Source organism: Kitasatospora sp. MAA4 (genome assembly GCF_029893355.1).
GTDB lineage: Bacteria > Actinomycetota > Actinomycetes > Streptomycetales > Streptomycetaceae > Kitasatospora.
On sequence record NZ_JARZAI010000016.1, the window covers coordinates 35,186 to 59,521 of the forward strand.

Sequence of the window (24,336 nt, forward strand, 5' to 3'; positions counted from 1 at the left end):
GTGAGCCGCGGGTGACGCAGGGTCGCCCGCCCTGGAGGCCTAGTGGTCAGTTCCAAGAGCCGCCGGACACCAGACCGGCGCACGTACGTGCTCGACACCAGCGTGCTCCTCGCGGACCCGCTCGCCATGACCCGGTTCGAGGAGCACGAGGTCGTGCTCCCGGTGGTCGTGGTCACCGAGTTGGAAGCCAAACGGCACCATCCCGAACTGGGCTACTTCGCCCGCCAGGCCCTGCGCCTGCTCGACGACTACCGGGTCCGCTACGGCCGACTCGACGAGCCGATCCCGGTCGGGGAGACCGGCGGCTCGATCCGGGTGGAGCTGAACCACTCGGACACCTCCGTGCTGCCGGCCGGTTACCGGCTCGGCGGCGGCGAGGCGGACACCAGGATCCTCGCGGTCGCCCGCAACCTGCAGGCCGAGGGGTACGACGTCACCGTCGTCTCCAAGGACCTGCCGATGCGGATCAAGGCCAGCGCGGTGGGTCTGCTCGCCGAGGAGTACCGGGCCGAGCTGGCGATCACCTCCGGGTGGACCGGAATGTCCGAACTGCCGGTTTCCGGCGACCAGGTGGACGAACTCTTCGGCGCCCCGCACGACAGCGCGGTGGAGATCGACGGTGCCGAGGAGCTCCCGGTGCACACCGGCCTGGTGCTCACCTCGGAGCGCGGCCGGGCGCTCGGCCGGGTGGCCGGCGACGGCCGGGTCAGGCTGGTGCGCGGCGACCGGGAGGCGTTCGGGCTGCGCGGCCGCAGCGCCGAGCAGCGGGTCGCGCTGGACCTGCTGCTCGACCCCGAGGTCGGGATCGTCTCGCTCGGCGGCCGGGCCGGTACGGGCAAGTCCGCGCTGGCGCTCTGCGCCGGCCTGGAGGCCGTGCTGGAGCGCCAGCAGCACCGCAAGGTGATGGTCTTCCGCCCGCTCTACGCGGTCGGCGGCCAGGAGTTGGGCTACCTGCCGGGCTCCGAGCACGAGAAGATGAGCCCCTGGGCCCAGGCGGTCTTCGACACCCTGTCGGCGGTCACCACGCCGGCCGTGATCGAGGAGGTGATCTCCCGCGGGATGCTGGAGGTGCTGCCGCTCACCCACATCCGCGGGCGCTCGCTGCACGACGCCTTCGTGATCGTGGACGAGGCGCAGTCGCTGGAGCGCAACGTGCTGCTCACCGTGCTCTCCCGGATCGGCCAGGGTTCGCGGGTGGTGCTCACCCACGACGTGGCCCAGCGGGACAACCTCCGGGTGGGGCGCTACGACGGCGTCGTCGCGGTGGTGGAGAAGCTGAAGGGGCATCCGCTCTTCGCACACATCACCTTGACCCGCTCCGAGCGTTCGCCGATCGCGGCGCTGGTGACCGAGATGCTGGAGGACATCCAGCCGTAGGACTACGGCCACGAACGATCCGTCCGGCAGCCGGAATTCCCCGGCCGCCGGGCGGATCGTCATCACATCGCACCGCCGGTTGTCCACCAACCGGGCAATTCTTGTGCCGCCGAAGGATGTGAGCTTCGCCACGCAACCGGGAATTGCGCACTCGCGTCACCTTGCGGCATGGTGAGGGTTCTGTCAGGCCCCGCGTACGGCCCACCTGTTGGGCGACAACTGAAAAGCGAAGGACCGTACGCCGCCCGAACTCCACGTCCGCACCGGTTTGTCACGGTGCGAGCGCCGGGCCAGCGCCTCCCGTGACCAGCACCGGTGGAGGCCCGTGACCAGGGGCATGTTGCGCCTTCACGGTCACGCGTGGGCGACGCTGGAAGGAAACCATGTGACTCGGATCTCGGTCCGGGGAGTTGCTGTGGCCTCCGCCACCGCCGTCACCGCAGTTGGTGCCGTCGTGGGTGTGGCCTCGGGCAGCGAGGCGACGACTGCGCAGGCGACCGAGGTCGCCGGCGCGACCCTGTTCGCCGACGTCCCCTCAGCAACCCAGGCGCAGGCCGTCAGTGACAGCTTCGTTCGTCAGGCCACCGCACAGCAGGTCTCGGCAGACGCGGCCGCCCAGAAGGCGGCCGAGGAGGCCGCCCGGCTGAAGGCTGCCGCCGACGCGCAGGCCAAGTCCGACGCGGACAAGGCCGCTGCCGCCGCCGCCAAGGCCGCGGCGGACAAGGCCGCGGCCGACGCCGCTGCCGCCGCCCGCGCCAAGGCCACGTCCTCGATGTCCGCGCCCGGCTCGTCGGCGCCGGACGCGTCCTCGTACAGCCCGGGCTCGGTGCAGGCGATCGCGGCCGGGATAGTGGGCGACAGCACCCAGTTCCAGTGCTTCAGCAACATCGTGACGCGCGAGAGCGGCTGGAACTACACGGCGATGAACCCGTCCGGCGCGTACGGCCTGGTCCAGGCGCTGCCCGGTTCCAAGATGGCCTCGGTCGGCGCGGACTGGAAGACCAACCCGGCGACCCAGATCAAGTGGGGCCTGGGCTACATGAACGACCGTTACGGCAGCCCGTGCGGCGCCTGGTCGTTCTGGCAGGCCCACAGCTGGTACTAGAGTTCCGGCCCTGATGCCCCCGACCACGCGGTCGGGGGCATCAGTCGTTTTCGAACCCCCTGCCATGTCCGGGTCCGGGCCCGGGTAGCGTCATCCCTGAGAACCGCGCGACCGGGAGGACGGACCGCAGATGGCACGGGGAGGGCAACAGGGCCCCAGGGCGCTCAGAGCCATGGCCTGGTCGACGTCGGTCGCGGCCCGCGCGGCCGCCGGTCTGGAGCAGCGCCGCCGGGCCGCCGCCGAGGCGGCCGAGCAGGAGACCGCAGTCCCGGAGCCGATCCCCGCCCCGCGCGAGGCCGGTCCCGCCGCGCCCCGGGCGTACCTCCCGTACGGCCGCGCGCCCCACCTGGGCCGTCCTGCCACCCCCGCCGAGGCGGTGCCGTGGGGGCTGCGGGTGGCCGCGGAGTCCACCTGGCGGCTGCTGCTGCTCGGTGCGGCGCTGTACGTGCTCTTCTCGGTGGTCGACATGCTGCGGCTGGTCGCCTTCGCGATCCTGGCCGGACTGCTGGTCTCCGCGCTCCTCGAACCCTCGGTCTCCTGGCTGCGCCGGCACGGCGTGCCGCGCTCGCTGGCCGCGGCCGGCACCTTCCTCAGCGGTCTGGCCGGCATCGGCCTGGTTGGCTGGTTCGTGGTCTGGCAGGTGACCAGCAACCTCGACAACGTCTCGCACCAGGCCCAGCAGGGCATCGGCAAGCTGCGGGACTGGATGATCACCGGCCCGATGCACGTGACGCAGGCCCAGATCACCCAGTTCACCCACCAGATACAGGACGCGATCGGGACCAACACCCAGCAGATCACCTCGCTGGGGTTCACCGGCGTCAGCATCGCGATCGAGGTGCTGACCGGTGTGCTGCTGGCCGTCTTCACCACCTTCTTCCTGCTCTACGACGGCGCCCGGATCTGGAGCTTCCTGCTGCGCGGGCTGCCGCAGCAGTCCCGGTACGCGATGGCCGGCGCCGGGCCCAAGGCCTGGGCCACGCTGACCGCGTACGTGCGCGGCACCGTCTTCGTGGCCTTCATCGACGCGCTCTGCATCGGCATCGGGATCCAGATGCTGGGCGTGCCGCTGGCCATGCCGCTCGCGGTGATCATCTTCCTGGGGGCCTTCGTCCCGCTGGTCGGCGCGCTGGTCACCGGCACCCTGGCGGTGCTGATCGCGCTGGTCACCAAGGACGTCACCACGGCCGGCCTGGTCCTGGTGGTGCTGATCGCCGTCCAGCAGCTGGAGGGCCACATCCTCCAGCCGCTGATCCTCGGCCGAGCCGTCCGGGTCCACCCGCTCGGCGTGGTGCTCGGGGTGGCCGCGGGCTCGATCATCGGCGGCATCGGCGGCGCGATCGTGGCGGTCCCGCTGATCGCCGTCACCAACACCGTGGTCGGCTACCTCCGCCAGCGCACCGCCGCCGGCCACGAGGTCTTCACGGCCCTGGAAGCAGCCCAGGAAGCAGCCGCCCCGCACGACACCTCCCCAACGGAGTCCCCTGCCTCCTAACATGGAGTCATGTATGTGACGAGGCTGGGCATCTCGGGCATCCGGGGTTTCACGCCGGCGCGCGAGGTGCGGCAGCTGGAGTTGCCGCAGGCGGGCTGGACGGTGCTGGCCGGGCGCAACGGCGCGGGCAAGACGACGCTGCTGCGCGCGCTGGCGCTGGCGCTCGGCGGGCCCTCGGTGGCGCGCAGCCTGGTCAGCGACTTCTCCGGGTGGATCACCGCGGGGGAGACCACCGGTTGGGTGCAGGCGTTCGTGCGCCCGGACTGGTCGGTGGACCGGCTGGCCGGCAGCGGCAAGGCGCCCAAGTACGACCTGCGGCTCGGCCTGCGCTGGACCCTGCCGCCGGGCGGACCGCGACCCGAGCTGACCTCCTTCGGCTCGCCCAACCCCGAGCGCGGCGCCTGGGCGGAGAACCCGCGCGGCTGGTTCTTCGCCGGCTACGGCCCGTTCCGCCGGCTGCTCGGCGGTACCGGCGAGAGCCAGCGGCTGATGCTCTCGGCCGGCCCGGTCGGCCGGCTCGCCACGCTCTTCCACGAGGAGGCCTCGCTCGCCGAGGGCGTCTCCTGGCTGGTCGACCAGCACGTCCGCCGCCTCGAAGGCCGCCCCGGCGCCCAGCAGGCGCTGGACGTGGTGAGCGCGCTGCTCTCGGACGGCCTGCTGCCCGACGGGTACACCGTCGCCCGAGTCGACTCCGACGGCCTCTGGGTCCGCAGAGTCGACGGGCCCGACTTCCCGCTCCGGGAGATGAGCGACGGCTACCGCACCGTCGCCGCCCTCGTGCTCGACCTGGTCCGGCAGTTCCAGTCCTCCTACGGCCTCCTCCCGCTGGACGAGGCCGGCGCCGTCCGGCTCCCGGGCATCGTGCTGATCGACGAGATCGACGCCCACCTGCACGTCAGCTGGCAGCAGCGGATCGGCCCCTGGCTCAAGGCGCACTTCCCACTGGTGCAGTTCATCGTCTCCACCCACAGCCCGTACATCTGCCAGGCCGCCGACCCGGGCGGGCTGATCCGGATAGCCGGCGTGGACGAGGACTTCCCGCCGCAGCCGGTCAGCGAGGAGCTCTACCGCCGGATCGTCTACGGCAGCGGGGACGATGCGGTGCTCTCCGAGCTCTTCGGCCTCGAAACGCCCTACTCGGACCGCGCCGAGGACGCCCGTCGGCGCCTGGGCGACATCGAGGGCCGGGTGCTGGCCGGCGACTCCACCGACGACGAGCTGGTGGAGTACCAGGAGTTGAGCGACCGCCTGATGAGCTCGCTCTCGGCCCGGGTCGACGAGGTCGCGGCCCGTCTGGGGAGACGCGCGTGATCCCGCTCCAGCGCGGGCCGTTACCCGAGGACCTCTCGGCCCGGCTGGCCGCCCGCACCGAGCGGCTGGCCGACCGCGGCGGCGGCGCCCGCGAGCTGTGGCGCGACAGCCGTACGGTCCGCCGGGACCTGAGCGCCCACCTGGTCGCGATGGCGGCCGGGCTCTCCCGCTGCATGTACTGCGGGGACAGCGAGGGCACCAGCATCGACCACTTCCAGCCGATCGCGCTGGCCCCGATGCGCGCCTTCGACTGGCTGAACCACCTGTGGGCCTGCGCCTTCTGCAACAGCAACCAGAAGCGCGACCGCTACCCGACCGACCGGCACGGCCTGGCGCTGCTGATCGACCCCACCACCGACGAGCCGGCCGACCACCTGAACCTGGTGCTCTCCACCGGCGCCTACCGCCCGCGCACGCCCAAGGGGCACGAGACCATCCTGATCTTCGGCCTGGACCGCCCGGTGCTGGAGCGCGGCCGGGCCCAGGCGTACGTCCGCTGCCGCTCGATGCTGCGCGACCTGGCCCGGACCACCGCCGCGGGGGAGCGCGCCGAGGCCGCCGCGGTCGCGCACGCGCTGACCGTCCAGCCGTTCGCGGACGTGCTCTACGAGATGCTGCGGCTGAGCACCGCACCGCGCGCGGCGCTGGTCTTCGGCGCCGAGGCGGTGGCGGGCCTGAACCTGCTGAAAGGGCCCCGCTCGACAGAGCGGGGCCCTTTCAGAGGCTGACCGGCCTCAGGCCAGCGCGGCCTCGGCGTCCAGCACGGACGCCACGGCCTGCAGCACCGCGGCGATCCGCACGGCGGTCTGGATGACCTCGCGCTCCACGCCGGCCTTGCGCAGCACGCCCTCGTGCGAGTCGAGGCAGCGGCCGCAGCCGTTGATCGCGGAGACCGCGAACGACCACAGCTCGAAGTCGACCTTCTCGACGCCCGGGTTGCCGATGATGTTCATCCGCAGACCCGTGCGCATGCTGCTGTACTCCTCGTCGGAGAGCAGGTGCATGGTCCGGTAGTAGACGTTGTTCATCGCCATCACCGCGGCGGCGGCCTTGGCGGCGGTGTACGCCTGCTCGGAGAGGATCTCCTTGGCCTGCGGCTCCAGCTCGCTCAGCACGGCCTTGCTGCCGGTGGCCATCGCGCAGGAGAGCACGGTGCCCCAGAGCTGCTGGGCCGGGAGCTCGGAGTTGCCGATGACCGCGCTCAGGTTGAGCTTGAGGTCCTTGGCGTAGTCCGGCAGTGCCGACTTGAGTTCGTCGAGGGCCATCGGATCAGCCGGCCAGCAGGGCGCCGGCGTCCAGGGTGGCCTCGCCCTTGGTCCAGTTGCACGGGCACAGCTCGTCGGTCTGCAGGGCGTCCAGCACCCGCAGGACCTCCTTCGGGTTCCGGCCGACGGAGCCCGCGGTCACCATGGTGAACTGGATCTCGTTGTTCGGGTCCACGATGAAGACGGCGCGCTGGGCGGTGCCGTCCTCGGCCTCGACGCCGCAGGCGCGCATCAGGTCGTGCTTGATGTCGGCGAGCATCGGGAAGGGCAGGTCACGCAGGTCGGCGTGGTCCTTGCGCCAGGCGTGGTGGACGAACTCGGAGTCGCCGGAGACGCCCAGGATCTGCGCGTCGCGGTCCGCGAACTCCTCGTTCAGCTTGCCGAACGCGGCGATCTCGGTCGGGCAGACGAAGGTGAAGTCCATCGGCCAGAAGAAGACGATCTTCCACTTGCCCTCGTAGGACTTGTGGTTGATGTCGGCGAAGGCGCTCGCGGCGTCGAGGTCAACGCAGGCCTTGAGGTCGAACTCGGGGAACTTGTCACCGATCGTGAGCACGTTCGCTTCTCCTGGGCTTGTAAGTGAGGGAGGATTGTCCGAATTGCCTATGGTTCGGCGTAATCCCGACGTGATCAACAGTGACACAGCGCGCACTGATCAGTGAAATAGCTAGACTCGTTAGATCTGATCGGAGAGAGTTATCAGTACTCAGCAGCCCAGGCCACGCGCCGACCGCGCCCGCAAACCCGAGACCGGTGTGGCGAGCACCACAGCCGCCGGATCGGCCCGCGCGGCCCGCACGCCGACCGTCGCCCAGCTGCGCGCTTTCGTCGCGGTCGCCGAGCACCGCCACTTCCGGGACGCCGCCGCGGCCATCGGCACCAGCCAGCCGGGTCTGTCCGGCGCGGTGGCGGCGCTGGAGGAGGCGCTCGGCGCGCAGCTGGTCGAGCGTACGACCCGGAAGGTCATCATCACCTCTCTGGGGGAGCGCGTCGCCGTCCACGCGCGCCGGGTGCTTGCCTCACTCCAGGACCTGACCGGCGAGGTCGAGGCCGCCCGCCGGCCGTTTACCGGCCCGCTGCACCTCGGGGTGATCCCCACCGTCGCGCCGTACCTGCTGCCGGCAGTGCTGCGACTGGTCCGCGACAGCTACCCCGACCTCGAACTGCACGTCCACGAGGAGCGCACCCCCTCGCTGCTGGAGGGCCTGGCGGCCGGGCGGCTCGACCTGCTGCTGCTCGCCCTGCCCGCCGGAGGCGCCGCGCCGACCCGGGACATCCCGCTCTTCGACGAGGACTTCGTCCTGGTCACCCCGCCCGATCACGAGCTGGCGGGCCGCGTCGACGTGCCCCGGGACGCCCTGCTCGACCTGGACGTGCTGCTGCTCGAAGAGGGCCACTGCCTGCGCGACCAGGCGCTCGACCTGTGCCGCGAGGTCGGCGCCGAGGCCGGCGGCGGCACCACCAGGGCGGCCGGCCTGTCCACCCTCGTCCAGCTGGTGGCCGGCGGGCTGGGCGTCACCCTGCTGCCCGCCACCGCCCTGGACGTCGAGGCGGGCCGCACCGACCGGCTCGCCGCGGTGCGCTTCGCCGCCCCCGCACCCGGCCGCCGGATCGGCCTCGCCGCCCGGCCGGGCTCGGCCCGCAGCGCGGAGTACGACCGCTTCGCCGACTCCCTGCGCGAGGTGCTGGCCGAGCTGCCCGTACGGATCGTCAGCTCCTAGCCGCTGCCGCGTCCGCCCGACGGAGTAACCCGGGCCGAGCGATCGGCGTCCTGTTGTCCTATCGGCTGATGATCAGCCAACTCGCCTCCCCAACACGATGTTTGACTCCAGCCCCCGACTGCCCGTCAGTGCACCGGGTGCCGCTCCGCGGGCCGCCGCCGCCCCCGCGCTGCGTGGCCGACCTCGCCGATCGGCGTGACGCTGAGCAGGTCCGACATCGCAGCATCTCGCGCGCACCTGCGTGCCGCGGGAGGGAGAGAGTGGCGTGGCACCGTCGACCAAACCCGAAACGGATCAGGACGTCGCGGCAGGGGATCCGAAACCCGTACGGCGTCCGCCCGGCCGACTGCGCCGGCTCCTCGCCCGACCGACGGTGCGGGTGGTGGTGGCGGTCTTCGCCGCCTTCCTGGCCTGGCTCGGCTGGTCGGTGGGCGGTGCGCTGCTGGCCCCGGGCAACGACAGCACGGCCGCCCGGCTGGCCGAGTGGGGCCGTGACCACCACCTGGGTCCGGTCGTCACGATGCTGGAGACCGCCCAGTACAAGATGGACCCGCCGAAGGTCGGCGGCACACCCGCCGCAATCGGCCTGCCGCCGGCCGCCCCGGCCGTGGACCCGGCCAACCACGGCCCGGCCCCGGCGCTGCCCCCGATCCCGCTGGCGCCGCTCACCTCGCCGGCCGGCGGCGACCCGCTGCCCGGCGAGGGCACCTGGCACGTGCTCAGCAGCGTCCGCGGCACCCCGGCCATCCAGGCCGCCGAGCTGCGCCCTGACGCCGCGCACACCTCCTACCTGGCCGGCGTGGTCTCGATGGACCCCCGGCTGGTCCGCTTCCAGCTCCACCCGGGCACCGACGACCCCGGGCCGGACAACTGGGGCGTGCCGCCGAACATCCCGCCGGAGGACCGCACCGGCCTGCTGGCCAGCTTCAACGGCGGGTTCAAGGTCAACGTGAACGAGGCCCGCGGCGGCTTCTTCCTCAACGGCGTCACGCACGGCACGCTGACCTCCGGCGCGGCCTCGCTGGTCTACTACAAGGACGGCCACGCCACGGTCGGCACCTGGGACGACGGCGTGAGCATGACCCCGGACGTGGTGGGCGTGCGGCAGAACCTGCGGCTCATCGTCGACCAGTCCGCCGTCCCGGACGACGTCGACAGCCACATCGAGAGCGGCTGGGGCCTGACCATCGGCGGCGCGTACTTCGTCTGGCGCTCGGGCATCGGCGTCACGCCCGACGGGCGGCTCGTCTTCGCCTACGGTCCGGCGCTGTCGGTCCGCACGCTGGCGAACCTGCTCCAGCAGGCCGGCTGCGTGACGGCGATGCAGCTGGACATCAACCCGGCCTGGATGTCGTTCAACTACTACCAGCCGGGGTCCGACCCGCAGAACCCGACGCCGACCAAGCTGCTCTCCGACCAGGAGCGGCCGGCCGACCGCTACTTCGAGCCGACCAGCCGCGACTTCACCGCGGTGTACGCGAGATGACCGCGCAGCCCCCGGTACTGCCGGCGCCCGAGTTCGCCGATCCCGTCCAGAGCGCCGCCCGGCCGCTGCGGTTCGGCTGGCCGCTGGCGGTGCTGCGCACCTCCAGGCCCCGCCAGTGGCCCAAGAACCTACTGGTGTTCGCCGCCCCGGTGGCGGGTGCCGAGCGCGGCCGGGCCGATGGACTGGCCTACGCGCTGGTCGCGTTCGGCGTGTTCACCGCGGCCTCCTGCGCGGTGTACTTCGTCAACGACGTGGTCGACGTCGAGCGCGACCGGCACCACCCGAGCAAGCGGACCCGGCCGATCGCGGCCGGCCAGCTCGCGGTGGGACACGCGATCGTCCTGGCGGCCGTCTTCGTACTGCTGGCCGAGAGCGGCGCGCTGGCCATCTCCAGCCTCGGACTGGCCCTGACGGTCACCGCCTACCTGGCCGTCTCGTTCCTCTACTCCTCCACGCTCAAGCACATCCCGGTGCTCGAACTGACCGTGGTGGCCTCCGGGTTCGTGCTGCGGGCACTGGGCGGCGCGGCGGCCGCCCAGGTGGCGCCGTCCGGCTGGTTCGTGCTGGTCTGCAGCCTGGGCGCGCTGCTGGTGGCGATCGCCAAGCGGTACACCGAACTTGCCGGCCTCGGCGCCACCGCGGCCGGGCACCGGCCATGCCTGCGCGGGTACACGCCGACCGGCCTGCGGTTCGCCCAGCGCTTCGTCAGCGCCGCCATGGTCGGCGCCTACCTCGGCTGGGCGCTGCTCAACGGCGGCCCCTGGGCGGCTGGTTGGCATCTGGTCACGGCGATCCCGCTGACCGCGGCGCTGGTCCGGTTCGACTGGCTCACCTCCCGGGCAGGAATGACCCGGGTCGAGGACCTGATCACCCGGGACGGCCCGATGCTCGGCTGCGAACTCCTGTGGCTGGCCCTCTTCGTGGTGGGGATGCGCTGATGGGAACGGTACTTCGGGCGGCCGTACCGGACCGGCTGCTCCAGGGCTGGGGTCGCACCACCGGGAGCCGGTCCCAGGTGATCGGTCCCCTGGAACCGGACGCGCTACGGGAGTTGATCGCCGGACGGCCCGGCCGGGGACTGCTCGCCCGCGGTGCGGGACGCAGCTACGGCGACGCCGCACAGAACGCCGGCGGGCTGGTGCTGGCGCCCGTCACGCCCGCCCGGATCGAACTGGACGCCGCCGCGGCCCGGGTGCGGGTCTCCGGCTCGACCACCTTCGCCGAACTGCTGGAGCACCTCGTCCCGCACGGTCTGCTGCTGCCGGTCCTGCCGGGCACCCGCCACGTCACGGTCGGCGGAGCGGTGGCGGCCGACGTGCACGGCAAGAACCAGCGCGTCGACGGCACCCTGTTCCACTGGCTGGAGAGTATCGAACTGCTCTGCGGGGACGGCGAGTTGCGGACCCTGACGGTGGACGGCGACGGTCCGGCGTTCCGGGCCACGGTCGGCGGCATGGGCCTGACCGGCGTCATCCTCGCGGTCACCCTGCGGCTGATCCGGATCCGCAGCTCGCTGCTGCGGGTGACCGTCCGCCGCTGCCCGGACCTGGACGCGCTGATGGCCGAGCTGGAGTCGGCGACCAGCCGCTACGCGGTCGCCTGGATCGACACCACCGCCACCGGCCGCTCGCTCGGCCGCGGCGTCGTCGACCTCGGCGACCACCTCGCCGCGCCCGATCCGAGCGCCGAGCCGGACGGCCTGCGCTACGGCCCGACCCGCGCGCCGCTGGCCCCCCGGATGCCGCTGGGCCTCTTCAACCCGGTCACCGCCCGGGCCTTCAACGAACTCTGGTACCGCAGGGCCCCCCGCGAGCGCTGCTCCCTCCAGGGCCTCCCGGAGTTCTTCCACCGGCTGGACGCGGTGGACCGGTGGAACCTGGCGCTGGGCCCGCGCGGCTTCCTGCAGTACCAGTTCGCCGTGCCGCTGCGGGCCCGGCACGTGGTGGCCGACGTCCTGGAGTCCCTGCAACGCGTCGGGGCGGCGCCCTTCCTGGGCACCCTGAAGCGTTTCGGCCCCTCCCGTGGCGGCCCGCTCTCCTTCCCGCTGCCCGGCTGGTCGCTGGCCGTCGACATGCCTCCGGGCGGACCCCGACTGGCGGAGCTGCTCCACGAGTTGGACCGCAAGGTGGCCAACGCGGGCGGCCGGGTCTACCTCGCCAAGGACGCCCGGCTCGGCCGCGTCGCCTTCGACGCGATGTACGGGCCACTGGAGGACTGGCGCGCCGCCCGGGCGCGGCTGGACCCCGCCGATACGATGCGATCCGACCTCGGACGGAGACTGGGACTGTGCCGATGAACCAGCGAACCCGGCGGCACCCGCGGACCCGGCGGCCCGGCCGCGTGCTACTGCTCGGCGGCGGCAGCGAGATCGGCCGCGAGATCCTGCTCTCCCTGGACCCGCCGCCCGGCTCCGAGGTGATCCTGGCCGGGCGCGACGAGCAGCGGATGGCGCAGAGCGCCGAGGGCCTGCCGTTCCGGGTGCGGACCGCGTTCTACGACGCCACCGCGCTGGACACCCACCAGCCCTTCGTCGACGGGATCTTCGCGGGCGGCCCGGTCGACCTGGTGATCTCGGCGGCCGGCGTGCTGACCGATCAGGAGCTGCTGGACAAGGACCCGCTGCGCGCCGGACTGCTCGTCCAGACCAACCTGACCGGCCATGTGACGACCCTGCTGGCGGTGGCCCAGCACCTGCGCGCCCAGCGCCGCGGCATGATCGTGGTGCTCTCCTCGGTCGCGGCGGTGCGCCCGCGGAAGGCCAACTTCGTCTACGGAGCGACCAAGGCGGGCCTGGACGCGTTCGCCCGCGGGCTGGCGGACTCGCTGCACGGCAGCGGGGTGCGACTGCTGCTGGTCCGGCCGGGCTTCGTGATCGGCCGGATGACGGCCGGCATGGCGCCCGCCCCGGCGTCCACCACCGCGGCCGCGGTGGGCGCGGCGGTCGCGGCGGCGCTGGCGAGCAGCGCGAGCGTGGTGTGGGTGCCGCGCCGGATGGGCGTGCTGGCCGGCGTGATGCGGCTGATCCCGCGCCCGCTCTGGCGCAAGCTGCCCCGCTAGCACTCTCAGCTCGGCAGCCGCTGCTCGAACCAGACCACCTTGCCGCCGCCCAGCCGGGTGGCGCCCCAGCGCTCGGCGAACTTGGCCACCAGGTGCAGGCCGCGCCCCCGTTCGTCCTCCGGGCCGGCGGGGCGGCGGCGGGGGAGCTGCGGGCTGTCGTCGCCGACCTCGCAGCGCAGGTGCGAGGTCCGCACCAGCCGCAGGGTGACCGGGCGGGTGGCGTGCTGGATGGCGTTGGTGACCAGCTCGCTGACCATCAGCTCGGTGTTGTCGGCGAGTTCCTCCAGACCCCAGCGGCGCAGCGCGTGCCCGGCCAGCCGGCGCGCCCGGCCGGGGGTCTCGTGCTTGGGCTGGAGGTACCAGTAGGCGACGTCCTCGGCCGGGATGCCGTCGAAGGAGGCGGCCAGCAGCGCGATGTCGTCGCCGCGGTCGCCGGGCGGCAGGATCTTCAGCGCCTCCTGGCAGAGCTGCTCGGGGGAGTGGTGGTGGGCGGTGCTGAGCCGGGCGCGCAGCAGCTCCAGGCCGCTGCTGATCGGGCGCCGGCGGGTCTCCACCAGCCCGTCGGTGAAGAGCAGCAGGGCCGAGCCGGGCAGCGCGGGTAGCTCCACCGAGGAGAAGTCGACCCCGCCGACGCCGATCGGTGCGCCGGCCGGCAGGTCGAGCAGTTCGGCCCGGCCGTCCGGGTGGATCAGAGCGGGCGGCATGTGGCCGGCGTTGGCGACCACGATGCGGTTGGCGATCGGGTCGTAGACCGCGTAGACGCAGGTGGCCAGATGCTGTTCGCGGCCCAGCCGCTGGGCCTGTTCGTCCAGGTGGTAGAGCACCTCGTGCGGAGGCAGGTCGAGGGCGGCCAGGGTCTGCGCGCTGGTCCGCAGCTGTCCCATCACGGCCGCCGAGGTCAGCGAGTGCCCCATCACGTCGCCGACGATCAGGGCAACCCGGTTGCCCGGCAGCGGGATCGCGTCGTACCAGTCGCCGCCGACCTGGGCGTCGCTCTCGCCGGGCAGGTAGCGGTGGGCGAGCCGGACGCCGTGCGGTTGCGGCAGGTGCGCGGGCAGCATGCTGCGCTGCAACTGGTCGGCGATCTCCGACTCGCGGGTGTAGCGCAGCGCGGTGTCCACCGCCAGGCCGGCCAGTGTGGCCAGGTGGGCGGCGGTGTGGGTGTCGGCGCTGTCGAAGCGGGCCGGCTTGCCGTCGCCGGCGCGCGGGCGGCGGATCAGCACCAGCAGGCCGAGGACGGCCCCGCGGCCGTGCAGCGGCAGGGCCAGCAGCGCGGTGCCGCGGGCGAGCCGGGCCAGCGCTCGGGCGCCGTACAGCTCGGTGAAGAGCGGCTGGAGCCGTTCGCTGCCCCGACCGCCCAGCACCAGCGGGCCGACCAGCGACTGCTGGAGCAGCGCCTCGGCCAGTGCGCCGCCGGGTCGCGCGGTGACCGCCTCGCGGCGCCGGCCCAGCCGCGTCCCCTCGGCGCGGTGCAGCCGCAGCGCGGACGGCGGACGGGTGCGCTCGCGCTCGTTGACCGGGATCGGCTCGCGCAGGTGGACGAGGGCGGCGTCGGCCAGGACCGGGACCAGGACCTTGACCAGGCTGCGGACCGTGCCGTCCGGATCGAGGGTGCTGTTGATCCGGCGGGTGGCGCCGTTGAGGTACTCCAGCCGTTCGTTGAGGGCCTGGCGGACCCGCAGGTTCAACGGCGGTGCCGGAGCCCCGGGCTCGGTGGGCGGGCGGCGCTGGGCCGGGACGGCGGGCGGCTGGCCGGCCTGGGGGGAGAGGTGGTCGCGCACGGCTGCCCGTTCTTACTGGTCGAGGGTGACGGCGGGTCGGACTCGGGTACGGCCGGTACGGCTTTCGCTGGGGGCGGGTTCAGACGGTACGGCGACAGTGCAGGAAGAGCTGCTCCTCCGGGGGGAGTGCGGTGCACGCGGGGGCGTACGGGCGGTCGCTGCACGCCTCGACGGTGAAGCCGGCCAGGTGCAGCAGCTGGACCAGCTCCTCCCTGAGGTAGCCGGTGATCCGGATCTCCTGGCCGAGGAAGAGCAGCGGATAGTGGTCGAGGTCCGCCTCGACCATGCCGAGCACCAGCAGGCCGCCCGGCCGCAGCAGTGTCCGGATCCGGTCCAACATCAGCGGGATCTCGTCCTGCGGGAGCAGGATCAGCGAGAAGAACGCGGTCACGGCGTCGAAGCTGCCGGCCCCGGCCGGGCCGAGCTGCGGCAGGCCCCAGGCCTTCTCGGCACGCTCGGTGGCGAGGTCGTACATGTCCATCCGGTGGTACCGGGCGGCGTCGGGCAGGTGCCGGCGGGCCAGCGTCAGCATGCCGTCGGAGAGGTCGATCGCGGTGACGTCCAGGCCGCCGGCGGCCAGCTGGAGGGTGGTCGGATCGCCGATCCCGCAGCCGATGTCGAGCACCGCCGCACCGGTCGGGAGTTCGTCCAGCAGCCTCTGCCCGGCGGCGAGTTGGCCGGCCTTGGCGGGGAACGCCGCGCTGTACCGGGCGCCGATCGCGTCGAAGGCCACCGCCTGCAGGGCGCGCTCGGCGCTACGGCACCCGGGGGCCTGCGGGCCGGCCGGACCGCCCTGGGCGGGGTCCGCTATCTGTCCCGTCGTCACGATTGAGAGGCACCTTTCCACCATGGCACCGACCGCCGCTACAGTCGTGGCCTTCCGCTCCCCGCGTTCCCCGTCCGCCCTGCCCGAACCGCGCGCCCGTACCGCTCGCTCGCCGCACGTGCCACCTGGCCTCTGAGAATATGCGTGATCACCGCGGTATGGAGTCCGTTTCCGGCCAACTCATGCCCGCCAGGGCGAATACCCAGCAGGAGACGGAAGCACACTGGGGCGGACGGGGGTGGTGAGACCGACCGCCGCACGCCGCGTGGCGCGAGGGGGTGGGTGGTTTCGCCGTCGTTTATCGAACGTCAATCGCCGGGTGTCAGAGTTCTATCAGCGCCGGGGAAGCGCAAAGAGGTGCTCCCGCAGCCGGGGGGCTGCGGGGTCACCGCTGTTCCGGGGGGAACAGGGGGAATCGGGGGTGTGCTTCCCGAGCGGGGGACCGGGGATGACGGGGGTCACGGGGGCCCCGGTGGTCACGGCGCAGGGGTGGTAGGGGGCTCGGTGTGCTGATCATCGATCAGGCCCTGCACGGACAGGGCCTCGGGCACACCGAGCCGGGTGAAGATGCGATGGGCCTCCTGGAGGTGGCCGATCCCGCGCCCTGGATTGCCCTGACGCAGCAGCGCCTCGCCCAGCGCGGCGTTCGCCAGGCCCTGGCAGTAGGCGTTGTCGACCTCCTCGGCAATGGTCAGCGCCTCTTCGGCGGCGGTGGCGGCCGCGGCGACCTGGCCGTCCGTCAGTAGGCAGCCGGCCAGCCGGGCGAGCGAGAGCCCCTCCCAGAACCGCTGCTGCTGCTCCTGGTAACGCTGGTACGCCTCCCGCAGGTGGGTGGCCGCCTGCGCCGGCGAACCGGCGGTCCCGAGCACCACGCCCAGTTGGTAGAGCGTGTCGGTCAGGCAGTAGGCGTTGTTCGACAGCCGCGCTGTGACCAGGGCCGACTCGGCCGAGCTGACGGCCCGTTCACGCTGGCCCAGGGCGAGGTGGGCGCGCGCGATGTTGCCGAGCACCCGGGCCTCGCTGCTCTTGGCCTCCAGGCTCTCCAGCAGTTCCCGGGCCTGTTCGAAGAACGGCAGGGCCTGGGCCGGCCGGTTCGTCGAGATCAGCACGTTCCCCAGCAGGCTGGCGACGGCCGAACGGAGAATGGGCGTTTCGGTGGGGCTCAGCAGGTCAAGGCAGTCACGCAGGGAGGCCTCGGCGCCTGGGAAGTCGCCGGCCATGATGCCGAGCACCCCCAACGCGAAGCGAATACGGGCCAGCGCACCGTTGTCGGCACGCGAAGCGGCGCTTCGACCGGCGATGTCCAGGATGCGGCGGAAGCGCTCGCCGTGGATGCGCTCCTCGACGAGGGACTTGAGGATGATGAGCACGTCGACCGCCCGGCGCATCAGTTCGGAGGAGTCCTCCACGGCTCCTTCGATCGCGGCCAGGAGCAGCGCGAACTCGGTCCGCAGCCAGCCTCGGGCCGCTCCGATGGTCTCGAACCGGATGCCCGCCTGCGCGGGGTGGTGCAGCGATTCTGCCAGCAGGTCGTCGGGTTCGAGGGTCTGGGCCGCGTTGCGCAGGGTGGCCAGCAGCAGGTCGAGCAGGCGCAGCAGCCCGGGCTCCTTCTCCTCCTGGGATTTGGTCTTTTCGGCCTGCTTCAGCGCGAAGAGCCGGAGCAGGTCGTGGTAGCGGTAGCGACCCGGAGTGAAGCACTCCAGCATGTTGGCCTCGACCAGAGCTTCCGCCAGGTCCTCCGCCCGCTCCTCGGTCGTACCTAGCAGGGCTGCCACCGCGGCCAGGGGCAGGTCGGGACTGTCGACCAGCGCGAGCATGCGGAACGCCCGGGCCTCGTCGGGCTGGAGCTGGCCGTAGCCGACACCGAGCGTGGTCTCTACGGCCAGGTTGCCCAGCTGGAGTTCGTCCAGCCGCCGACGCTGGTCCGCTAACCGGTGAGCCAGGTCGGAGACGCTCCAGCGCGGCCGGCTCGCCAGCCGGGCGGCCGCGATCCGGACGGCCAGCGGCAGGAAGCCGCAGGCCGTGACCACGGCCAGGGCGGCCTCGGGTTCGGCGTCGATCCGCTGTTGCCCGACGATCGCCGCGAAGAGTTCCAGGGCCTCCTGAGGGGTCAGCTCCTCGACGTCCACGAGATGGGCACCAGGCAGTCCGGCCAGCCGGGAGCGGCTGGTCGCGAGCACCGCGCAGCCGGCCACCCCGGGGATCAGCGGCGCGATCTGGGTGACGTCGTGCGCATTGTCGAGCAGGATCAGCATCCGGCGGTCGGCCAGCAGCGAGCGGTAGAGGGCGACGCGCTGCTCGAAGGGCTCGGGCGCCTCGCCCACACCCAGGGCGAAGAGAAAGTCGCCGAGGACCACGGCTGGATCGGCCGGCGTCGCCCCCGCACCTCGCAGGTCCACGTACAGCTGGCCGTCGGGGAACTCGTGCCGGACTCCATGCGCGACATGGACGGCGAGCGTGGTTTTCCCGACGCCGCCGATTCCGGCGAGGGAGGTGACCACAACTGCTTGGCCGGAGGCGCTGCGCAGAGTGCCGCGCAGTTCGGCGACCAGCGCCTCGCGGCCGCTGAAGTCCGAGACATCGGCGGGAAGCTGGGCGGGAGGCGCGGTCGGGGCGGTATATGCGGTCTCGGGTGTCGGGGCCTGCGGTTCCGGCGGTGCGTACATCAGCGTCGGGTCCGCGGAGAGGATCCGGGAGTGCATGGCGGCCAGGCCGATCCCCGGTTCCACACCGAGTTCGTCGATCAGCAGCTTGCGGGTGGCCGCGTAGACGCTGAGCGCCTCGGCCTGCCGACCGCACTGGTAGAGCGCCAGCATCAGCAGCTCGCGCAGGCGCTCGCGCAGCGGGTGCTCGGTGGCGAGCGAGTTCAGTTCGGCGGTGACCTCGGCGTGCAGGCCGATGTCGAGTGCTGCCGCGAAGCGGTCCTCCCAGACCGTCACCCGTCGTTCGGTGAGACGCAGGCGCTGCGAGTCGGCGAACGGCCCGGGGATGCCGGCCAGCGGCTGGCCGCTCCACAGGGCGAGCGCGGAGACCAGGAGCTGATGCGCAGTCTCGGCGTCTCCGCTCTGGCGGGCCGCCGCGGCATCGGCGGAACGGGCGTTGAACACCGACAGGTCGAGCGCGTCGGCTGACACGCGTAGAACGTAGCCGTCGCGAACCGAGACGAGGACTTCCGCGGGGGCCCGGACCTCGCGGTTGGGCTCGATGACGGACCGCAGTCGCGAGACGTAGGTGCGCAGCGCCGCGACGGCCTGCGGCGGCGGTCGGTCGCCCCACAGCCCGTCCACCAGCTCCTGTGTGGTGACCGGGCGGCCCTGGTGCAGCAGCAGAGCCGTCAGGACGGCTTGCTGCTGCGGCGATCCGAGGGCCAGCGCCTGGTCACCACGCCATGCCTGGACGGGCCCGAGCACCTGGAACCGCAGCACGGCGTCGTGCGGCGTTGCCTGAAGCTCCATGAGATCCCCCGAGGCCGGTGGCTGTACATCTACAAAGCACTGCCCTCCCCGATCAAGTCGTGCATCGCACCACGTGAGGGTCGGTGCGGGCGGCGAGATGAGCGAGCGGAGGGCTGTTTATAAGACATTTAACGATTCCTACAATACTGTCCCTACGCCCCGGCTGGTCCCGATCGGGGTGGAAGCGAATCTAACGACCAGAAAGGCCTTGCCATGGCCGAGAACGAGAGCTTGACCGCAGTCCCCCAGGAGTCCAGTGCGTCGGCGATCGCCGTGCCCCCCATGGAGGACGGCGAGCTTCTGGTGCCCGCGCAGGGTGGGGCGCCCGCTATCGAGCAGCCCACGGCGGACCCCGCAGAGGCAGAGGCATCGGCTCAGTCCGTTCGTGAGGGCGATGTCAAGCCGCTCGGTCTGATTTCGCCCGTGCACTAGATCCGGCCGCTGTTGCGCAGTCCTGCCCCGCCCTGGATGTGCCGGTGCGGGGCACTTCCTTGTGATTCGCCAGAATTGGTCGGGTATGTCAATTTGCGGCGCTCCGGAAGGTCCGGCATCGGCCGGTGCCATACTTGTATAGTTCGACTTATACAGATCCGTATAGATTGAGTCATACAAGATGCCTTCGACCTCGATCCCCAAGCCCGCCCGGGTCATGGGCCGCGACCAGGAGTGGTCCTCGCTGACCCGCTTCCTGCAACGGGGCGGGCCCGCCCTGCACATCGGCCTGCTGTCGGGCCGGCGTCGCCACGGCAAGTCCTTCCTGCTCCGAGCGCTGGCCGAGGCCACCGGCGGCCTGTACGTCACGGCGGTGCAGGAAGAAGGACGGCTGGCCGCACAGCAGCGGTTCACGGCCGCCCTCGCCGGTTACGCCGGCCTGCCGGCCGAATCGGTGGAACTCGACGACTGGCAGCAGATCCTGACCACCGCCCTGGAACTCGTGGAGCGCCGCCGAGCCGTCGGCGCACTACCCCTGCTGATCATCGACGAACTTCCCTACCTCCTCGACCACTCACCCGAGATCCCCTCGCTGCTGCAACATCTCTACGACGACTCGCAGGCGGGCCAGGCGCCCGGTGGCCGGCTTGTGCTCTGCGGCTCGGCGATGAGCGTGATGACGGAACTGCTGTCGGGGAACAAGGCGCTACGAGGCCGCGCCGCGCTCGACATGCGGCTCGGCCCGTTCGACTACCGTGCCGCAGGGCGGTTCTGGGAGGTGGACGAGCCTGCGGTGGCGCTGCGCCTGCACGCCGTACTCGGTGGGGCGCCCGGCTACCGGCAGTTGGTGCAGGACGCTCCGCCCAGCACGTTGGCGGAGTTCGACGACTGGGTCGTGGAGAACCTCCTCGACCCCGACCTCGGCCTGTTCACCCGCAACGAGACCGAGCACCTGCTGCGGGAGGACCCCAGGATCACCCGGCGGACCCTCTACTACGACATCCTCACCGCGGTGGCGGGGGGAGCCGGCACCCCGACGAAGATCGGCGGTGTCATCGGCCGCGAGCGGACGGCGCTGGCGCATCCGCTGTCCGTCCTGGAGTCGGCGGGATACCTGCGACGTGCCCAGGACCTTCTGCACGCGCGCAATCCGACGATCAGCGTCACGGATCCGATCATCCGCTTCAACCAGCTGATCACCGTGCCGTATTCGGACCTGCTGGACCGGCGCGAGGCGCGTCAGGTGTGGGAGGCCGCCAGGGCGACCTTCGCCTCGCAGATCCTGGGCCCGCACTTCGAGGAGCTCGCGCGCACCTGGACGCGGGAGTTCGCCGGGGCGCAGGCACTGGATGGTCGCCTGGTCGGCGCGGTGGGGACCACCGCGGTCCACGACGCCGCCGGTCGGGCCAAGCACGAGGTCGACGTCGTGGCGCTGGCACCGGGCCAACGACCCGGCGCGAGCGGCGCGGGCATCCTGCTGCTCGGCGAGGCGAAGGCGACGCTGCAGCGCCGCACACCCGGTGACATCGAACGCCTGGAGCGGATCAGGCAGTTGCTCACGACCGAGGGCCACCAGGCCGAAGGCGCCATGCTCACGGTCTTCTCCCTCACAGGTTTCAGCCCGGAGCTGGAGCAGCTGGCCGCGCGGCGCGAGGACGTCCTGCTGGTCGGTATCGACATGCTCTACGGGCGCTGAGCGAAGACGCCCATCGGTGGTACCCCCAGCCGTGGGTGTATCACCGATGGGCGTCTTGCCCTACTGATCCGCTACTGCGCCGAGCGGACCGGGATGCTGCCCACGAAGGTGCTGGACGGCTGCTCGGGGGCGAAGAAGTCGTTGCCCTTGTCGTCCACGACGACGAAGGCGGGGAAGTCCTCGACCTCGATCCGCCAGACCGCCTCCATGCCCAGCTCGGCGTACTCCAGCACCTCGACCTTCTTGATGCAGTCCTGGGCGAGCCGGGCCGCCGGGCCGCCGATCGAGCCGAGGTAGAAGCCGCCGTGCGCGGCGCAGGCGTCGGTGACCTGCTTGGAGCGGTTGCCCTTGGCGAGCATCACCATCGAGCCGCCGGCCGCCTGGAACTGGTCGACGTAGGAGTCCATCCGCCCGGCCGTGGTGGGGCCGAAGGAGCCGGAGGCGTAGCCCTCGGGGGTCTTGGCGGGACCGGCGTAGTAGACCGGGTGGTCCTTGAGGTACTGCGGCATGCCCTCGCCCGCGTCCAGGCGCTCCTTGATCTTGGCGTGCGCGATGTCGCGCGCCACGACCAGGGTGCCGGTGAGCGAGAGGCGGGTCTTCACCGCGTGCTTAGAGAGCTCGGAACGGATCTGCGCCATCGGCTGGTTGAGGTCGATCCGGACCACCTCGTCGTCGAGGTGCTCGTCGGTGGTCTCCGGCAGGTACTTGGCCGGGTCGGTCTCCAGCTGCTCCAGGAAGACGCCCTCGGCGGTGATCTTGCCGAGCGCCTGGCGGTCCGCCGAGCAGGAGACGGCCATCGCGACCGGCAGCGAGGCGCCGTGGCGGGGCAGGCGGATCACCCGGACGTCGTGGCAGAAGTACTTGCCGCCGAACTGGGCGCCGATGCCGATCTTCTGGGTCAGCTCGGTGACCTTGGCCTCCAGCTCCAGGTCGCGGAAGCCGTGCCCGGTCTTCGCGTCCCCGCTGGTCGGCAGCTGGTCCAGGTAGTGCGCCGAGGCGTACTTGGCGGTCTTGAGGGCGAACTCGGCGCTGGTGCCGCCGACCACGATGGCCAGGTGGTACGGCGGGCAGGCGGCCGTGCCCAGCGAGCGGATCTTCTGCTCCAGGAAGGCCAGCATGCTCTTCTCGTTGAGAATCGCCTTGGTCTCCTGGTACAGGTACGACTTGTTGGCGCTGCCGCCGCCCTTCGCCATGAAGAGGAACTTGTACGCGTCGCCGTCGGTCGCGTAGAGCTCGATCTGGGCGGGCAGGTTGTTGCCGGTGTTCTTCTCGTCCCACATGGTCAGCGGGGCCATCTGCGAGTACCGCAGGTTGAGCTTGGTGTACGCGTCGAAGACGCCGCCGGCGATGGCGGCCTCGTCGCCGCCCGCCGTCAGCACGTTCTGACCGCGCTTGCCCATCACGATCGCGGTGCCGGTGTCCTGGCACATCGGCAGGATGCCGCCGGCCGAGATGTTGACGTTCTTCAGCAGGTCCAGCGCCACGAAGCGGTCGTTCGGGCTGGCCTCGGGGTCGTCCAGGATCCGCCGCAGCTGCGCCAGGTGCGCGGGCCGCAGGTAGTGCGAGATGTCGTGCATCGCCTCGGCGGTGAGCAGCCGCAGGGCCTCCGGCTCGACCTGCAGGAAGCGCCGGCCGCCGGCCTCGAAGGTGCTGACGCCCTCGGAGGTCAGCTTCCGGTACGGGGTGGGGTCGGCCCCGAGCGGGAGGAGGTCGGAGTAGGCGAAGTCTGGCGTGGCTGCCATGGGGCGGTCCTTCGTGGGGTCGATCCGGATCCGGCTGGGTCGTCTCCGGCTGCGTCGTTGAAGCGCCCTCCAGCGTAGGACCCGGGAGGCCGTCCGGCGTGGCCAGGTGAGCCTGCGTGACAGGGGTCACTTCCGAGTACCGGAACACCCGTTCGCGCAGCGCCCCACTGGCTAGGCTGGAACGGTGGACAACACCGCGGCACAGAACCCCGAGGGCCAGGCGCCCGTACCCTTGACCAAGTCCGCCACCGACCCTGCGGCCAGACCGCCCGCCGCCCCGGTCGCCGAGGCCGAGCTGCGAGCCTCCGATGCCGACCGCGAGCGGATCGCGGAGCTGCTGCGCGACGCGTACGCCGACGGACGGCTGACCGTCGACGAGCACTCCGAGCGGATCGAGGCGGCCTACAACGCCAGGACGCTCGGCGAGTTGGCCCCGCTGACCCGCGACCTGCCGGCGCACCGCCCGATCTCCATGGACAAGCCCACCGCGCCGGCCGGCCCCGTGCTGCCGCCGGCCCGCCAGGAGTCGGCGAGCATGGTGGCGATCTTCGGCGGCTCGTCCCGCAAGGGCCGCTGGCGGGTGGGCTCGCACCTCAAGGCGGTGGCGATCTTCGGCGGAGTCGAGATCGACCTGACGGACGCGGTCTTCGAGTCGCCGGAGGTGGTCATCGACGTGACCGCGGTCTTCGGCGGGGTGGAGATCCGGGTGCCGGAGAACGTCAGCCTGCACGGCGGCGGGGTCGGCATCTTCGGGGCCTTCGACGTCCGCGAGCAGACCGCCGCCGATCCGTACGCGCCGGTGGTGCGGATCAAGGGGGCCGCGGTCTTCGGCGGGTGCGACGCCAAGCCGAGCCGGGGCAAGAAGCTCAAGGAATGGGTCCGCCGGCAGCTGGAGCTCTGACGCTGCCCGGCGGAGCGGCCGCGGAACCCGAGGTTCCGTCAACTCTTTCACCTGCACTCGTGGTTGGCTTGAGTGCAGGCTGTGGTCGGGCGGGCACGGTGTGCATGAACCGGGAGCGCGCGGGGTAATTCCTCTCGCACATCGTTTCTTGAACGGCTGCGGTCAGAACGGCAGCCGGTGAGCGACGCGAGCCTTCCCCGAGCTGTGCCACCCGAGCTGTGTCAGGAGTCGCCGTGCTGCACCCGATCGAGCCCAGCACTACCGGTGTCGTCCGCGCGGCCGCGGCCGCAGAGCGGCGCGCATCCGGGGGTGCACCCGCGGTGGTGCGGCTCGACCACCTCGAGGACAACCCGTGGCACACCTGTGCGGCCTGCCGGCGCGACGAGGCCGGGCTGTTCTTCGCCCCCTCGAAGGAGCCGACGGCGGCCCGGCTGGCCCGGGAGGCCCAGGCCAAGCAGGTCTGCGCCCGCTGCCCGGTGCTGCTGGAGTGCCGGGAGCACGCGTTGGTCCAGCCCGAGCCGTACGGGGTCTGGGGCGGGCTGACGGCGGCCGAGCGCCGGGTGGTGCTGGCCCGCCGGCGCCGCCGGGAGGTCGAACTGCGCGCCGAGGCCCAGCTGGTGGCGGGTCCGCGGGCCGCCGAGCGCGGCCGGATAGCGGGCTGAGGGCGGCGGGTGTCAACCACCCGC

General features: G+C 72.1%; 19 protein-coding genes. 13 read left to right on the plus strand and 6 right to left on the minus strand.

Annotated features, from left to right (window positions below):
- Nucleotides 1-42: 42 nt before the first annotated feature.
- From P3T37_RS21735 to P3T37_RS21755, 5 genes are all read left to right on the plus strand, one after another.
- Nucleotides 43-1,377 carry a PhoH family protein gene (locus P3T37_RS21735; protein ID WP_280725438.1) on the plus strand — a complete coding sequence of 445 codons (1,335 nt, stop codon included), beginning with the start codon at nucleotides 43-45 and terminating at the stop codon, nucleotides 1,375-1,377.
- 385 nt (nucleotides 1,378-1,762) lie between these two features.
- Nucleotides 1,763-2,482, plus strand: a complete 720-nt coding sequence (locus P3T37_RS21740) for a transglycosylase SLT domain-containing protein (protein ID WP_280725439.1) — start codon at nucleotides 1,763-1,765, stop codon at nucleotides 2,480-2,482.
- A 172-nt stretch (nucleotides 2,483-2,654) separates the two neighbouring features.
- Entirely contained in the window at nucleotides 2,655-3,977 is a 1,323-nt protein-coding gene (locus P3T37_RS21745) for an AI-2E family transporter (protein WP_280725440.1), read from the plus strand.
- A gap of 9 nt (nucleotides 3,978-3,986) precedes the next feature.
- Entirely contained in the window at nucleotides 3,987-5,288 is a 1,302-nt protein-coding gene (locus tag P3T37_RS21750) for an AAA family ATPase (protein ID WP_280725441.1), read from the plus strand.
- Nucleotides 5,285-6,016: an HNH endonuclease gene (locus tag P3T37_RS21755; RefSeq protein ID WP_280725442.1), complete on the plus strand. Its 732-nt coding sequence runs from the start codon at nucleotides 5,285-5,287 to the stop codon at nucleotides 6,014-6,016. Before P3T37_RS21750 ends, P3T37_RS21755 begins: the two co-directional genes overlap by 4 nt.
- A 6-nt stretch (nucleotides 6,017-6,022) precedes the next feature.
- On the opposite strand, the gene P3T37_RS21760 is transcribed toward P3T37_RS21755, so the two are convergent.
- Together P3T37_RS21760 and P3T37_RS21765 are read right to left on the minus strand one after the other, a co-directional pair.
- Entirely contained in the window at nucleotides 6,023-6,553 is a 531-nt protein-coding gene (locus P3T37_RS21760) for a carboxymuconolactone decarboxylase family protein (RefSeq protein WP_280725443.1), read from the minus strand.
- A 4-nt stretch (nucleotides 6,554-6,557) separates the two neighbouring features.
- On the minus strand, nucleotides 6,558-7,109 hold the full coding sequence (locus tag P3T37_RS21765) for a peroxiredoxin (RefSeq protein WP_280725445.1): 552 nt from the start codon (nucleotides 7,107-7,109) through the stop codon (nucleotides 6,558-6,560).
- A gap of 199 nt (nucleotides 7,110-7,308) precedes the next feature.
- Here P3T37_RS21765 and P3T37_RS21770 point away from each other — a divergent pair, with 199 nt between their 5' ends.
- From P3T37_RS21770 to P3T37_RS21790, 5 genes are all read left to right on the plus strand, one after another.
- Nucleotides 7,309-8,274 (plus strand): LysR substrate-binding domain-containing protein, encoded by a 966-nt coding sequence (locus P3T37_RS21770; RefSeq protein ID WP_280725446.1) that lies wholly within the window; start codon nucleotides 7,309-7,311, stop codon nucleotides 8,272-8,274.
- Nucleotides 8,275-8,539: 265 nt separating this feature from the next.
- On the plus strand, nucleotides 8,540-9,760 hold the full coding sequence (locus P3T37_RS21775; RefSeq protein ID WP_280725447.1) for a phosphodiester glycosidase family protein: 1,221 nt from the start codon (nucleotides 8,540-8,542) through the stop codon (nucleotides 9,758-9,760).
- Entirely contained in the window at nucleotides 9,757-10,698 is a 942-nt protein-coding gene (locus P3T37_RS21780) for a decaprenyl-phosphate phosphoribosyltransferase (RefSeq protein ID WP_280725448.1), read from the plus strand. The genes P3T37_RS21775 and P3T37_RS21780 overlap by 4 nt, the downstream gene beginning before the upstream one ends.
- Nucleotides 10,698-12,056 carry an FAD-binding oxidoreductase gene (locus P3T37_RS21785; RefSeq protein WP_280725449.1) on the plus strand — a complete coding sequence of 453 codons (1,359 nt, stop codon included), beginning with the start codon at nucleotides 10,698-10,700 and terminating at the stop codon, nucleotides 12,054-12,056. The genes P3T37_RS21780 and P3T37_RS21785 overlap by 1 nt, the downstream gene beginning before the upstream one ends.
- Nucleotides 12,053-12,817 (plus strand): SDR family NAD(P)-dependent oxidoreductase, encoded by a 765-nt coding sequence (locus P3T37_RS21790; protein ID WP_280725450.1) that lies wholly within the window; start codon nucleotides 12,053-12,055, stop codon nucleotides 12,815-12,817. The genes P3T37_RS21785 and P3T37_RS21790 overlap by 4 nt, the downstream gene beginning before the upstream one ends.
- Before the next feature lie 5 nt (nucleotides 12,818-12,822).
- On the opposite strand, the gene P3T37_RS21795 is transcribed toward P3T37_RS21790, so the two are convergent.
- The 3 genes from P3T37_RS21795 to P3T37_RS21805 all read right to left on the minus strand — a co-directional run bounded on the left by P3T37_RS21795 (nucleotide 12,823) and on the right by P3T37_RS21805 (nucleotide 18,879).
- On the minus strand, nucleotides 12,823-14,598 hold the full coding sequence (locus P3T37_RS21795; protein WP_280725451.1) for a SpoIIE family protein phosphatase: 1,776 nt from the start codon (nucleotides 14,596-14,598) through the stop codon (nucleotides 12,823-12,825).
- A 79-nt stretch (nucleotides 14,599-14,677) separates the two neighbouring features.
- On the minus strand, nucleotides 14,678-15,424 hold the full coding sequence (locus tag P3T37_RS21800) for a class I SAM-dependent methyltransferase (RefSeq protein ID WP_280725452.1): 747 nt from the start codon (nucleotides 15,422-15,424) through the stop codon (nucleotides 14,678-14,680).
- 476 nt (nucleotides 15,425-15,900) lie between these two features.
- Nucleotides 15,901-18,879: a BTAD domain-containing putative transcriptional regulator gene (locus tag P3T37_RS21805; RefSeq protein WP_280725453.1), complete on the minus strand. Its 2,979-nt coding sequence runs from the start codon at nucleotides 18,877-18,879 to the stop codon at nucleotides 15,901-15,903.
- Between the two features lie 613 nt (nucleotides 18,880-19,492).
- On the opposite strand from P3T37_RS21805, the gene P3T37_RS21810 reads away from it, so the two are divergent.
- A complete protein-coding gene (locus tag P3T37_RS21810; RefSeq protein ID WP_280725454.1) occupies nucleotides 19,493-21,007 on the plus strand; it encodes an ATP-binding protein in 1,515 nt (504 codons plus the stop codon).
- A gap of 71 nt (nucleotides 21,008-21,078) precedes the next feature.
- Here the strand turns inward: P3T37_RS21810 and P3T37_RS21815 are convergent, their stop codons facing one another.
- Nucleotides 21,079-22,749 carry a fumarate hydratase gene (locus P3T37_RS21815; RefSeq protein WP_280725456.1) on the minus strand — a complete coding sequence of 557 codons (1,671 nt, stop codon included), beginning with the start codon at nucleotides 22,747-22,749 and terminating at the stop codon, nucleotides 21,079-21,081.
- A gap of 184 nt (nucleotides 22,750-22,933) precedes the next feature.
- Between P3T37_RS21815 and P3T37_RS21820 the strand changes: the two genes are divergently transcribed.
- Entirely contained in the window at nucleotides 22,934-23,650 is a 717-nt protein-coding gene (locus P3T37_RS21820) for a DUF1707 domain-containing protein (RefSeq protein ID WP_280725457.1), read from the plus strand.
- Nucleotides 23,651-23,970: 320 nt separating this feature from the next.
- On the plus strand, nucleotides 23,971-24,312 hold the full coding sequence (locus tag P3T37_RS21825; RefSeq protein ID WP_280725577.1) for a WhiB family transcriptional regulator: 342 nt from the start codon (nucleotides 23,971-23,973) through the stop codon (nucleotides 24,310-24,312).
- The last annotated feature ends 24 nt before the right edge of the window (nucleotides 24,313-24,336 follow it).

Coding starts and splice junctions, on each gene's coding strand:
- P3T37_RS21745 (WP_280725440.1), top strand. CDS start 2,655: ATGGCCTGGTCGACGTCGGTCGCGGCCCGCGCGGCCGCCGGTCTGGAG.
- P3T37_RS21790 (WP_280725450.1), top strand. CDS start 12,053: ATGAACCAGCGAACCCGGCGGCACCCGCGGACCCGGCGGCCCGGCCGC.
- P3T37_RS21750 (WP_280725441.1), top strand. CDS start 3,987: ATGTATGTGACGAGGCTGGGCATCTCGGGCATCCGGGGTTTCACGCCG.
- P3T37_RS21815 (WP_280725456.1), bottom strand. CDS start 22,749: ATGGCAGCCACGCCAGACTTCGCCTACTCCGACCTCCTCCCGCTCGGG.
- P3T37_RS21805 (WP_280725453.1), bottom strand. CDS start 18,879: ATGGAGCTTCAGGCAACGCCGCACGACGCCGTGCTGCGGTTCCAGGTG.
- P3T37_RS21785 (WP_280725449.1), top strand. CDS start 10,698: ATGGGAACGGTACTTCGGGCGGCCGTACCGGACCGGCTGCTCCAGGGC.
- P3T37_RS21780 (WP_280725448.1), top strand. CDS start 9,757: ATGACCGCGCAGCCCCCGGTACTGCCGGCGCCCGAGTTCGCCGATCCC.
- P3T37_RS21810 (WP_280725454.1), top strand. CDS start 19,493: ATGCCTTCGACCTCGATCCCCAAGCCCGCCCGGGTCATGGGCCGCGAC.
- P3T37_RS21760 (WP_280725443.1), bottom strand. CDS start 6,553: ATGGCCCTCGACGAACTCAAGTCGGCACTGCCGGACTACGCCAAGGAC.